At 71.6% G+C, this 12,528-nt stretch carries 8 protein-coding genes; 5 read left to right on the top strand and 3 right to left on the bottom strand.

What is annotated here, in order from left to right; genetic code table 11:
• The first annotated feature begins 51 nt into the window (after positions 1-51).
• The gene (locus AB0K51_RS02415; RefSeq protein WP_363449614.1) at positions 52-738 is read left to right on the top strand and encodes a DUF4191 domain-containing protein; all 687 of its coding nucleotides are present in this window, start codon (positions 52-54) and stop codon (positions 736-738) included.
• Positions 739-857: 119 nt separating this feature from the next.
• Here AB0K51_RS02415 and AB0K51_RS02410 read toward each other — a convergent pair whose 3' ends face one another.
• Complete coding sequence (locus AB0K51_RS02410; protein ID WP_363449612.1) at positions 858-1,325, bottom strand: RDD family protein; 468 nt, start codon at positions 1,323-1,325, stop codon at positions 858-860.
• 296 nt (positions 1,326-1,621) lie between these two features.
• Between AB0K51_RS02410 and glnA the strand changes: the two genes are divergently transcribed.
• A complete protein-coding gene (glnA, locus tag AB0K51_RS02405; RefSeq protein ID WP_363449609.1) occupies positions 1,622-3,034 on the top strand; it encodes a type I glutamate--ammonia ligase in 1,413 nt (470 codons plus the stop codon).
• Between the two features lie 307 nt (positions 3,035-3,341).
• On the top strand, positions 3,342-3,548 hold the full coding sequence (locus tag AB0K51_RS02400; RefSeq protein ID WP_363449607.1) for a hypothetical protein: 207 nt from the start codon (positions 3,342-3,344) through the stop codon (positions 3,546-3,548).
• A 65-nt stretch (positions 3,549-3,613) separates the two neighbouring features.
• Here AB0K51_RS02400 and AB0K51_RS02395 read toward each other — a convergent pair whose 3' ends face one another.
• Positions 3,614-4,600, bottom strand: a complete 987-nt coding sequence (locus AB0K51_RS02395; RefSeq protein WP_363449605.1) for a WYL domain-containing protein — start codon at positions 4,598-4,600, stop codon at positions 3,614-3,616.
• Positions 4,601-4,730: 130 nt separating this feature from the next.
• On the opposite strand from AB0K51_RS02395, the gene AB0K51_RS02390 reads away from it, so the two are divergent.
• Positions 4,731-5,153, top strand: coding sequence for a VOC family protein (locus AB0K51_RS02390; protein ID WP_363449603.1), 423 nt, complete (start codon positions 4,731-4,733; stop codon positions 5,151-5,153).
• Between the two features lie 65 nt (positions 5,154-5,218).
• On the opposite strand, the gene AB0K51_RS02385 is transcribed toward AB0K51_RS02390, so the two are convergent.
• Entirely contained in the window at positions 5,219-11,449 is a 6,231-nt protein-coding gene (locus tag AB0K51_RS02385) for an RHS repeat-associated core domain-containing protein (RefSeq protein WP_363449601.1), read from the bottom strand.
• A 654-nt stretch (positions 11,450-12,103) separates the two neighbouring features.
• Between AB0K51_RS02385 and AB0K51_RS02380 the strand changes: the two genes are divergently transcribed.
• Positions 12,104-12,523: a TOBE domain-containing protein gene (locus tag AB0K51_RS02380; RefSeq protein ID WP_363449599.1), complete on the top strand. Its 420-nt coding sequence runs from the start codon at positions 12,104-12,106 to the stop codon at positions 12,521-12,523.
• Positions 12,524-12,528 lie beyond the last annotated feature (5 nt).

Raw genomic sequence — 12,528 nt, 5'->3', positions numbered from 1 at the left:
AACCGGCACCGCCTTGGATGATCGCGGTGGCCGCCACGTACCATGAGCGGTATGGCGAGGCAAAATTCCGATACCCCTGGGCGGATCGCACAGATCCGCCAGGCTTATGTCATGACCAAGAAGGTCGATTCCAAGATCGGCCTGATCATCGCCGGCGTCGGCCTGCTGACCTTCGGCGTGTTCCTCGCCATCGGCTTCGCACTCGGCCACCCGGTCTACCTGGGCATCCTCGGCGTCGTCGTCGCGGTGCTGGCGGTCGCGATCGTCTTCGGCCGGCGCGCCGAGCGGGCCGCGTTCGGGCAGATGGAAGGCCAGCCGGGCGCGGTCGCCGCGGTGCTGGGCAACATCCGCCGCGGCTGGAGCGCCAACCAGACCCCGGTCGCGGTCACCCGCAACCAGGACGCGGTCTACCGCGCGGTCGGCCGGGCCGGCATCGCGCTGATCGGCGAGGGCAACCCGAACCGGGTGCGCCCGCTGCTGGCGTCCGAGAAGAAGAAGATGGCCCGCGTCGTCGGCGACGTGCCGGTGCACGACATCATGGTCGGCAACGGCGAGGGCGAGATCCCGCTGAAGAAGCTCCAGGTGCACCTGATGCGGCTGCCGCGCTCGATCAGCGCCGCCCAGGTCACCGAGACCAGCGACCGGCTGCGCGCGCTCGGCGACCTGCTCTCCAAGGCGCCGATCCCCAAGGGCCCGATGCCGAAGGGCGCCCGGATGCCCAAGGGCGGCGCGCGCTGAGGCCCGTTCCGGCCTCCGCTCCCCGCTCCACTCCCCCACACGACACCACGGCCCCGCTCGCGAGATGTGCTCTCGCCGGCGGGGCCGTTCGACGTTCTGGCGCTCGTTCTCGCCGTCGCTCAGATGCGGACCTCGACGGTGCCGACCGCCTTGTCGTGCAGGCCGCGGGTGTCGCGGTCCCAGACGAGGGCCGGGACGACCAGGCAGAGCAGCAGGGTGCGCAGCAGCACCTGCGGAATGGTGGCGCGCCGGCCGTCCAGCCGGACCACCCGCAGGCCGAACAGCCGCTTGCCGACGGTGGTGCCGGTGGTGGCCAGGAACAGCGCCGTCACCGCGTAGAACAGCGGGGTGGTCCACAGGTTGGCGGTGCTCTGCTCACCGCGGGCCAGGAGACCGTACGCGACCAGGCTGACCAGCCAGCCGTCGACGAACAGCGCGCCGATCCGGCGGCCGGGGCCGGCGATCGAGCCCGGGCCGGTCTGCGGGAGGCCGAGGCGCTCGCCGCGGTAGCCGAAGTCGGCGCCCATCTTCTCGGCGGCCGCCTTCGGGCCGTCGATCCACGATCCGAGTGCTTCTCTGGTGTCCACGAATCCACCCTAACCGGGCCCTACATCCGCCCCGGCGGCGGGCGTCGGTGCGGCGCGCCCGGGCGGTGTGCCACGCGGGTGAACCGGGTGGGGCCGAGTGCCACAAGTGGTCTGGACCAGTTGTGGAGCATCGGGGCGGTGAGCATGGAGATTTGCCCGGAACCGTACCGCTTTGCCAGCCCGCCGAGTGGCCTGGTTAACATGTGGGAAACAAGCGAGTCACGAGCCGGAAACGGGGCGTTCCTATCGTGAGGCCCCTGTACGGGGGCTTCCGTGCACGCCGAGGAGGAGGACGGATGTTCACCAACGCCGACGAGGTGAAGCAGTACATCGCGGACAACGACATCAAGTTCGTCGATGTCCGGTTCTGCGACCTGCCGGGCGTGCTGCAGCACTTCGCGGTCCCGGCCGCGACCTTCGACCCGGCCGAGACGCTGATGTTCGACGGTTCCTCGATCCGGGGCTTCCAGGCGATCCACGAGTCCGACATGGCCCTGGTGCCGGACCTGTCGACCGCGCGGCTGGACCCGTTCCGCACCGAGAAGCACCTCAACATCAACTTCTTCATCCAGGACCCGATCACCGGCGAGGCCTACAGCCGCGACCCGCGCAACGTCGCCCGCAAGGCCGAGGCCTACCTGGCCTCGTCCGGCATCGCCGACACCGCCTACTTCGGGCCCGAGGCCGAGTTCTACGTCTTCGACTCGGTGCGCTTCGAGACCAGCGCCAACGCCTCGTACTACCACATCGACTCGGTCGCGGGTGCCTGGAACACCGGCTCCGCGGAGGGCGACGCGCGCGGCTACAAGGTCAAGTACAAGGGCGGCTACTTCCCCGTCCCGCCGGTCGACCACTTCGCCGACCTGCGGGCCGAGATGTCGCTGGAGCTCGCCAAGGCCGGGCTCGCGGTCGAGCGCCAGCACCACGAGGTGGGCACCGCCGGGCAGGCCGAGATCAACTACAAGTTCAACACCCTGCTGCACGCCGCCGACGACCTGATGCTGTTCAAGTACATCATCAAGAACGTCGCCTGGCGGGCGGGCAAGACCGCGACCTTCATGCCCAAGCCGATCTTCGGCGACAACGGCTCCGGCATGCACGTCCACCAGTCGCTGTGGACCGGCGGCTCCCCGCTCTTCTACGACGAGCAGGGGTACGCGGGCCTGTCCGACATGGCGCGCTACTACATCGGCGGCATCCTCAAGCACGCCCCCTCGCTGCTCGCCTTCACCAACCCCTCGGTGAACTCCTACCACCGCCTGGTCCCCGGCTTCGAGGCCCCGGTCAACCTGGTCTACTCGCAGCGCAACCGCTCCGCCGCCATCCGCATCCCGATCACCGGGTCCAACGCCAAGGCCAAGCGCATCGAGTTCCGCGCCCCCGACCCGGCCTCCAACCCCTACCTGGCCTTCTCCGCCATGCTGATGGCCGGCCTCGACGGCATCAAGAACAAGATCGAGCCCCTCGAGCCCGTCGACAAGGACCTCTACGAACTCGCCCCCGACGAGCACGCCGCCGTCCCCCAGGTCCCCGCCTCCCTCAGCGCCGTCCTCGACGCCCTCGAAGCCGACCACGAATACCTCCTGGCCGGCGGCGTCTTCACCAGCGACCTGATCGAGACCTGGATCGACTACAAGCGCACCAACGAGATCGCCCCGATCGCCCTGCGCCCGCACCCGCACGAGTTCGAGCTGTACTACGACCTGTAGGAGTGCCTCCAACCTGCGGAAACGCAGGTCGGTCTCTCATCGTTTCCGCAGGTCAGCGCCCTCCTGACCTGCGGAGACGCTGTCTTCGGACCCGCCATCGATCGTCTGACGGCTCGCGATGTGAAATGACAGTGAAACGGAGAACGGGCAGGCAGGGCGCCCGAGCTCGTCAACTTCTCCCGCGCGTGGCCGCCAGGTGGCCCTCGTCGGACGGGAAGCCGGTACCGGGAAGCTTGTTCCGCGCAGCGAGTTCGAGCTCTACTCCCGAAGCGGCAGCGTTATCAACGGCAGTCTTCTGCTGCGGGGCGTGAATCGGGCGGCGTGCCCCGCGACCTCGATGGGCGGGGAGACGCGCTGTGCCGCCACCGGCACCTTCACCGACGACGCCACCGCCAAGACCGTCTCCCTCCCCCCGACCAGCGCACGCTACGTCCGGTTGCGCGCCCTCACCGAGGCCGGCAACCGCGGCCCGTGGACCTCCGCCGCCGACATCCGCGTCATCGGCACCACCTGACCGCCACCCGGAACCGACCGGCAACGAGGGGCACGCACCACCGCCGTGACCTCGAGGATCCCTCGTCAGCGCTGCCCTGCGGGACGGGCGGCGCGGGCGTAGCGGGCGGCCAAGTCCCGGAACGCGGCGGCCAGTTCGGGTGGGTCGAGGACTTCGATGTCGGCGTCGAAGCGGCCGATCGCGGCGGCGAGTCCGGTCCATGACCAGGAGCCGAGGATGAGCCGGCAGCGGTCGGGGCCGACGTCCACGACGATTCCGTCCTCGGCGAAGGGTGCGACGTGGGCGGCCGGGAGGTGGAGGATGACGTCGCCCGTGCACGGCCAGTCGGTGGTGGTGCCCTCGTTGCCGCGGAACCGGCTGGTGACGAAGGCGGAGACGGTGCCGCCGGGGAGGTCGCGCGGGGTGAAGCGGGGGCCGGTGGGGGTGCGGGGCCGGATGCGGTCGACGCGGAAGGTGCGCCAGTCCTCGCGGTGGAGGTCCCAGGCCACCAGGTACCAGCGATGACGCCAGGTGGCCAGGTGGTGGGGGTGCACCCGGCGCGCGTCACCGGCCGGGGTGCCCGGACCCGGGACGTAGTCGAAGCGCAGTTCCTCGCGGGCGTGGATGGCGCGGCTCAGCTCGATCAGGACCTGGGCGTCGACCCGGGGGGTGTCGCCGACCGCCTCGGGCGGTCGGACCGCGGTGACGCGCACCTGGTCGACGCGGTGGCGCAGGCGGGACGGCATGACCTGGCGGAGGGTGGCCAGCGCGCGGGCAGCGTCCTCGGCGACCGTGGTGCCGGCTGCCGCGGTCTGCAGCGCGACGGCCAGGGCGACGGCCTGCTCGTCGTCGAACAGCATGGGCGGCAGGTGCGTGCCGGCCTCCAGGCGGTAGCCGCCGGCGGGTCCTTTGACGGTCGTGATCGGGTAGTCGAGTTCGCGCAGGCGGTCGATGTCCCGGCGCACGGTGCGCGAGGTGATCCCGAGACGCTCGGCGAGATCGTCGCCGGACCAGGAACGGGGCGTCTGGAGGAGCGAGAGCAGCGCGAGCAGTCGGGCGGACGTCTTCTGCATGACACCCATCATCCCCGGAGTACCGGACACGTCCTGTCCTCTACTTTCGGCATCGTGGCACCCGAGCCGTCCGGGAGGCGCGACCCCCGGTCACGGCGCACACCTGTCACACCGAGGCGAGGAACGCATCATGTCCGTCACGACCACCACCCACCTGAACCTCCGGGGCACCGCACGGGAGGCGTTGGACTTCTACCAGTCCGTCTTCGGCGGGCGCACCGTCGCGGTCACCTACAAGGACGCGGGCGCCGTACGGAACGAGAGCGAGGCGGACTGGGTGATGTGGGGCGAGGTGGTCGGCCAGGACGGCTTCCACGTCATGGCCTACGACGTGCCCTCGCAGCTGCCCTGGAACCAGGGCGAGAACCCGTTCTTCGTCTCGGTGCGCGGGGACGACGCCGAGGAGATCAGCGCCCTCTGGGGCAGGCTCGCCGCGGGCTCGACCATCGTCAGCCCCCTGGAGCCCGCGCAGTGGGCGCCGCTGTACGGCATGCTCACCGACCGCTTCGGCGTCACCTGGGTGCTGGACGTCGCCGCGCCGTACACCGGCTGAACGCCTGCTGACGCGCGCACGGGGCGCAGGCTCGGGTGAGCCTGCGCCCCGTGCGGGCGTGGTCGCTATTGCTTGCAGGGGACCATCTTGACGCCGGTGTACGTGGTCTCGGCCGGCCAGAACGGGTTCGGGACGTCGCCGATGCCGTGCCAGCTGACCTGGAGTTCGCCTCCGGGGCGGCTCTGTTCGAGGTTGGCGACCTGGATGAGTTCGTCCTGGGTCGTGGAGATCATGATCGCGACTGCTCCGGCGCAGGCGATCATGGCTGCGGGGTTGGGGACCTTGCTGCAGATGAGGCCGGAGAGGGTGGCGGTCATCGAGGCGAGGCTGTTGGAGTTCTGCGACACGAACGCGGCGATCTGGGAGGTCTGTTGGGGGCTGAAGGTGTACCTGCAGATGCCGCCCGAGCAGTGGTAGCCGGGAGCGGGCATGCCCGTGACGGGGCCGGTGCCGTCGCATCCGCCCTGGCCGCTGAGGTCGCTGCTGTTCAGGGGGTCGCCGAAGCCGTAGACGTAGGCGTTGGCGCAGCCGCCCTGGATCGGGTCGACCGAGAGGAAGCGGCCCTCGGCCGGGTTGAGGGCGCGGGCACCCATGATGATGATGTCGCTCGCGGTGTCGGTGACCTTCCCCGCCGCCCCGTAGGCGCCGAGGCTGCCGCCGCCCGGGGTGTTGGCGAGGGCCGGGCCGCCGCCGATCGTCTGGCCCCACGGGTCGTACAGGACGGGGCCGCTCGTGCGGGTGCCCGAACTGTCCGCGGTGGTGATGAAGTTGCCGCGCAGGTCCGGGTAGGACCAGGTGGTGGCGCTCGCGGTGGCCGTGACGGAGACCCCGCCGGGCAGCGAGAAGAAGCCCGAGGTGACGTTCCCGAGGGCGTCGACGGTGCCGCCGGGTGAGTCGGCGAGGCCGGCGTACCAGTAGCCGGTGGTGGTGCCGCCGGTCTGCCGGGTGATGACGCGGTCGAGCGCGTCGTAGCGGTAGGTGGTCGCGGAGCCGCTCGCCGGGGTGGTGGTGGCGACCCGGTCGGCGGCGTCCCAGGTGAGTGTCGTGGTGCCGTCGTTGGTCTGGTTGCCGTGCGGGTCGTAGGCGTAGGCGCCCGGTCCTGCCGTGCCGTTGGCGAGGGTGCCGGTGAGCTGTTCGGCCCCGTTGTAGCAGTAGTCGGTCGTCTGCGCGGCCGCGGCGGCCGGGGTGACGGTGACCCGGGTGCGGTTGGTGTCCGCGCCGGCGCCGGGTGCCGAGCAGCCGTCGGCGGCCGGGTTGGCCGCGTAGCCGTAGTCGGCCACGGCCCCCGTCGCCAGGTAGGCGCGGGTCAGGCGGCCCGCGCCGTCGTAGCTGTAGTCCGTCGCGCCGGATCCGGCCGGGTTGGGGTTGGTCAGCGAGCTGCCGTTGATGTCCATCAGCTCGCTGGTGTAGCGGCCCGCCGGTGACATGGTGGCCTGGTCCCCGGCGACCATCGTGCCGGTGGGGGTCTTGAAGACCAGGCTGTTCTCGTGGCCGAGGGTGTCGAAGCCGATCGTCGCGGTGGTGCTGTTGGCGTAGGCGACGCTGGTCACCCGCCCGGCGACGTCGTAGCCGGGGGTGGCCAGCGTGGTCCCGTTCAGCGCGACGCCGGACAGCAGGCTGCTGTTGGCGTCGTAGCTCACGGTCAGCGTGCCCGCGGGGCTGGCCGTGCTGGTCACCCGGCCGGCCTGGTCGTAGGTGGTCCTGGTGGTCTTCCCCTGACCGTCGGTGTAGCTGATGGTGCGTCCGAGGAAGTCCGGCACGACGGTGATCGGGCCGCCGGGCGCGACGGAGTCGCTCACCGAGGAGACCAGCGGGTTGAGGAAGGTGCCGTAGCTGTAGCTGACGGTCCGTGCGGTGGTGCCGCCCGGGCCGGGCCAGGTCTGGCTGGTGGTCCGGCCGCGGCTGTCGTAGGCCGTGCACTGCCAGGGCTGGCTCGCGATGGCGTTGGCCGGTCCGGTGCGCACGCCCGCCTGGAGCCCGCCGGCCGTGTAGACGAACTGGCGGGCCCGGGGCTGTCCGCTCCCGCCGGGCGCGGGGTCGGTCACGCTCTGCAGCAGTCCGCCCTGCGGGGTGCCGGCGGCCACGCCGCAGGCCGCGGCGAGGGGGCCGTCGGTGCCGCCGTAGTAGGCGTAGGTGGTGCTCGCGCCGGACGGCAGCGTGGTCGAGGTGCGGCGCAGGAAGCCCGACCCGGGTGCTTCGTACGTGGTCCGGGTGGTCAGCGCCAGCCCGTTCGGGTCGCTGGTCAGCGCGGTGGGCAGGCCGAGTTCGGGCCCGACGACACCGTCCGCGTACTGGGTCCGCACGACCTTGCCGTCCGGGTCGGTGGAGCTGGTGAGCATGCCGTAGTTCGGGCTCAGCACCGAGTCGGGGACGACCGGCAGTGTGGTCGCGCCGTGCGCGCCGTAGAACACGCCGAACTCGCTGAGCTGGCCGGCGTTTCCGGTGAAGTCGACCGCGATGAAGTGGGTCCCTGCCGTGAGCGTCGCGGTCCCGACCGCGGAGTTGACCTGGCCCGGCGTGTACCCGGGGTGGCTCGCCGGATTGTCCTGCACGACGAGGACCCCGTCGATGGTCAGCCTGACGGGCTGGCTGTCCTTGACCTTGAAGTCGTAGGCCTGCGCCGTGCCGAGGGTGATCCGGCCGGTCAGCCGCAGGCCCCAGTTGCTCGCGGAGTCGACGGTGACGGGCGCCGTGCCGGCGGTCCACTGGGTGCAGAGCACGCCGCCGCTCGTCCCGCAGAACGCGGTGGGTTCGGTCCCGCCGGCGCCGGTGCCGTGCAGCGCGGCCGCGCCGGCGAGTTGGCCGTTGGACCAGTAGGTCGCGGCCAGGCCGGTGACCCCCTCGTCGTAGGCCATGTGGGTGTGCGGCACGTTGGTCAGGCAGCCGGAGGTGAGCGGCGGGTTGGCGACCGGGAGGTAGCCGACGAACGGCGTCCCCGGCGAACCGGTACCGGCCGGCCAGGCGCCGCCGTAGCACGCCGCGGGGGCCGGGCCGTACCGGTCGACGATGTTGCCGTTGGAGTCGTAGACCAGGCTGACCTGCTTGCCGCCCGCGTCGATGCTGGCCACGGGCCGGTCGGCGCCGTCGAAGGCGGTGTTCTCAGCGTGGTTGCCGGAGTCGAGGTGCTTGGTGATGCGGCCCTGGCTGTCGTAGAGGTACTGCTTCGCGTAGCCGGCGGACGGGCTGAAGCCGGCGATCGCCATCCGGGTGCTGCCGGCGGCGTAGCTGTAGGTGCGCACCGGTTGGGGCGCGCCGCCGGTGATCCCGAGCTGACTGGGGGTCACCACCGGCTGGGTGACGGACGCGACGCGGCCCTGGGCGTCATAGCTGAACGTGGTGTCCAGCTGGCAGCCCTGACCGGGCGGGCCCTGGCAGTTCTGGGGTTCCCACGGGCCCTCGCCGTCGTACGAGGCGTAGGTGGTGAACTCGCTGTTCAGCGGGTCGCGGAGGGAGTTCAGCCGGTTGTCGCTGTCGTAGCCGAACTGGGTCAGCACCAGCCCCGGGGCCCACACGAACGACAGCTGGCCGCCGCTGTTGTAGGAGAACGTGGCGATGGTTCCGTCCCAGTAGGAGATCCGGCACAGCATGCCCACGACGATGCCGGAGTTGGTGCAGACGGGGTCGCCGCCGTAGAAGAGGTGGATGGTGCGCGCGGAGACCGGGTCGGTGATCGCGGTCAGCACCGCGGGGGTGCCGCTGTAGGTGTACTGCAGCGAGGCGGGGTGCCGGTCGTCGGTCGCCGTGGTCATCGACGCCAGGGAGCCGTCGGGGTTGAAGGTGTAGATGGCGCCGCTGGTGGACAGTTGGAGCCGGCCGTCGCCGTTCACGCCGAGGAAGTCGTTGCTGCCGGGCGGCGACTGGTACCCGCCGCCGGCGGTCCTGGTGAACGTCGCGGTGTCGCCGCTGGTCGCCGTCAGCACCACCTGGCTGCCCTGGTCGTCGGCCCGCGTCCAGCCGGCGCTGCCCGGGGCCGCGGTCAGCCGCCAGCCCGGGGGCAGGCCCGTGGCGGCCGGGGTGAGCCAGTTGCTGGGGACGGTGAACGCGGACTGCACGCCCGGGTCGGTGATGTCGGTGTCCTTCGCCCACAGCTGCACCTGGCGGCCGCGGGCGAAGTTCTCCCAGTAGTCGACCTCGACGGTGTACTGCTGCCCGCCGGCCACCGAGGCGGAGCCGAAGCTCGCGCCGTTCCCGGTAGCCGCCCCTGACCAGTCGTCATAGACCGGCGTGGCGCCGCCGTTCAGGTAGACGCGCATCCCGCCGCCGGTCAGGCCGCCCAGCACCCAGTGGCCCGCCGGCAGGGTCAGCGCACCCGTCCAGCGGACGAGGAACGGCTTCCCGAGCTCCAGCCCGCCCACCGGCGGGACGTCAGAACTCCAGGTCGCGTTGACGCCGGAGTCGGTGCGCTGCCCGAGCGGCGCCCCGCTGAAGGCGTGGCTGCCGCCGGTGTCCGGGAAGTACTGGCCGGTGAGCCCGTAGTTGCCGCCCTTGGCCAGCGAGGCGGTGGTGGAGTTGTACTCCAGCGCGGGTCCCGCGTTCCCGGACGCGGTGGCCAGGCTGTGCAGGGTCTGGATCACCGAGAGGTTGCCGGTGACCATGTTGACGGTCTCGCTGCCCGCGGACAGGCCGATGCTCGGTGCGCCCTGGCCGGGCACGGTCGTGCCCTGCGGCGGCGAACCGACGGTGTCGACCGGCGACGGCCCGCCGGAGTCGAGTCGCTGCTTGATCTGGAAGCCGACCGGCGCCCGCGGCGCGACGGGCGGCACGTAGCTCGGGTCGGAGGTGTACCACTGCTGGGTGATGGCGTCGCGGACGGTCGCCCAGTACGTGACACCGTCGTGCAGACTGCCCGGCGGCACCGTCCAGGTCGGATCGTCCAGCCAGCTGGAGTCGATGACCGTGCCGCTGCCGTCCGGGGACGTCGAGATCCGGAAGTCGTAGATCGGCGCCCACGGGGACCCTGACGGCGCCTCACCGGTCACCGGCGCCGCGGAGAGCGTCGGGGTGGTGGTCGACAGGACGCTGCCGTTGGCGGGTGCCGTGATCGTCGTGGGCGGCGGCTGCTCGATGTAGTAGAAGCTGGCGTAGGTGTTGGCCGGGTCGAAGGTGGCCAGCGGGTCGCCCGCCATCACCACCGAGCTCGCCTGGACCCCGAACCACCAGCCGTCCGTCCGGGAGGCCATGTACTGGTGCAGCGCGGCGTTGTTCTCGGCGCTGCCCCCGCCCGACACCAGACCGACGCCGTCGGGGGACGAGTCGGCCTTGATCAACTGGCCGGCCGCGATGTCGGCGTAGCTCGGCGAGCCGTTGGGCGCGGTGGACAGCCCGGTCACCCGCAGCCCCTGGATCCCGCACGGGCCGTTGCAGTGGGAGATCATGCCCTGGGTGGAGAGCTGCCACGGTCCCGCGCCCACGACGGGCGCCGGCAGGGTGGGAGCGGGCACGAAGAACGCGTCCCGCCACACCTGGCCGTTGGAGTCCGTGCCCATCTGCAGCTGCCCGGTGAGCGCCCCGCCCCGGTCGCCGACGCTGACCATCTTCGTCTGGGAGTTCGTGCCGCTGAACGTCGGGTCGATCACCACCGGGAACGCGGACGCCGGCAGGCCGGCCAGCCAGGACGGCGACACCGACACGTGGATCACGTCGCCGGTGACGGTGAGCCGGGCGTCGGCGCCCGCGGCCAGGCCTGGGGTGTGGGTGCTGACCGTGACCGGCGGGATGACGCCCACCACGTGCCCGTCGGCCAGCACGTCCGCGCCGCCCGCGTCGTTCACCCGCGCGGTGGCGCCGGTCAGCCGGAACGCGTAGCCGGCCGGGGCGGTCGGCGCGGACAGCACGATGTCTTCCTTCACCGATGTCGCCGACACCTGGTCCCGCAGGTCGGCGTGGGGCCACAGGTCGGCGTAGGTGGCGGTGGAGTCCGTCACCCGCGGTGCCGGCGAGGACTGGTGGGCGATCCCCAGCGGGGTGAAGCCGATCCTCGCCGAGCCGATCGTGAGCTGCTCGAAGCCGTCGGCGGCATCGGCCGGCCCGAACGACGCCTGCCAGCTGTTGGCCGACGAGGTCCACCAACCCGGCTTGTCCGGCACGTCCTTCAGCTCGGTGCTGATCGGCTGCCAGCCCGACCCGGTCCGGTAGTACTGCGGTCCCAGGTACTGGCGTACCGAGATCGAGCCGTCGGAGTTCCGCCAGGTGGACGAGTTCGCCGTCCGGGCGCCCACCAGCTCACTGACCGCTGCCGGCGCCGGATCGGCCGCCCGGGTCGCGCCACCGGGCAGCTTCAGATCGGGGTGCTTCAACGGGCTGGCGTACAGCGCTTTCGGCTCGTGCCGCACCGGGTCCCGATGCGGGGCAGGGGATGCGGTGGCACCGTACGCTGCGCCGGCCACGGCTAACGAAGCCGTCATCACGGCGGAAACGAGAAGACTGACGTACCTTCGTGGACCGCGCATGACCGTACCCCTCGTCGTGTCGCGACGCGAGCACGTCATGGCCCGCCGGGCACGAACGTGACCCTCTCAGGCGTCGCGGTCCGATCGGCCCGATGAAGGACGGACATCGTGGAGATGAAGGAGCGAGCGGTGCGCGCCGTTGACGAAGGTGGCGAGCAGGCGGGTGAACTCGGTTGCCGTGTGGGCGAGTTCCGGGTGCCCGGTCACGCCGCGTCCCAGGCTGAACGGGGAATGCACGAGCAGGCCCGCCCCACCGGAGCATGGCCGTGTGACGGCTTTCGCCCCGGTTGAGGGGGCCGAGTGCCGGTGCTCTGATGCAGGTGTCACACCCGCCCGAAGGGAGTCACCGCTCCGGCCTGGCGGCTGCCCGGCGGCGCGCCGATGGCTGTGACCTGCGGTCCTGCCCGGCTACGGTGGAGGCACGACCGAACCCCACGGACCGAACCCCCACGACCGAACGCCGTCGCAGCGTCCGACGGCCGGAGACCCGAGGTGTGCGTCATGAGCCTGAGCATCCGCAACCAGCTGTCCGGCACCGTCACCTCGGTGACCGAGGGCGAGGTCACGGCGACCGTGAAGGTCCGGCTGGACGGCGGCCGCGAGCTGACCGCGGCGATCACCCGGGACGCGGTCAAGGACCTCGGGCTGCACGAGGGCAGCGCCGTCCGGGCACTGGTGAAGTCCACCGAGGTCGCCCTCGCGACCGGGCCGGTGGACGGTCTGAGCATCCGCAACCAGCTTCCGGGCACCGTCACCGCGGTCTCCACCGGCGCCGCGATGGCCGGCGTCAAGGTCATCGTCGACGGCGGCGAGCTGACCGCGGCGATCACCGCCGACGCCTGTGCCGACCTCCGACTCGCCGAGGGCGCCCCGGTGGTGGCGCTGATCAAGTCGACCGAGGTCTCGCTCGCCACCGCCTGAGCCGG

The organism is Kitasatospora sp. NPDC049285, from assembly GCF_040678815.1.
Taxonomy (GTDB): domain Bacteria; phylum Actinomycetota; class Actinomycetes; order Streptomycetales; family Streptomycetaceae; genus Kitasatospora.
The sequence above is the reverse complement of the archived record's forward strand: the minus strand, read 5'-3'. Positions and strand labels throughout refer to the sequence as shown.

Coding starts and splice junctions, on each gene's coding strand:
- AB0K51_RS02415 (WP_363449614.1), top strand. CDS start 52: ATGGCGAGGCAAAATTCCGATACCCCTGGGCGGATCGCACAGATCCGC.
- glnA (WP_363449609.1), top strand. CDS start 1,622: ATGTTCACCAACGCCGACGAGGTGAAGCAGTACATCGCGGACAACGAC.
- AB0K51_RS02395 (WP_363449605.1), bottom strand. CDS start 4,600: ATGCAGAAGACGTCCGCCCGACTGCTCGCGCTGCTCTCGCTCCTCCAG.
- AB0K51_RS02390 (WP_363449603.1), top strand. CDS start 4,731: ATGTCCGTCACGACCACCACCCACCTGAACCTCCGGGGCACCGCACGG.
- AB0K51_RS02380 (WP_363449599.1), top strand. CDS start 12,104: ATGAGCCTGAGCATCCGCAACCAGCTGTCCGGCACCGTCACCTCGGTG.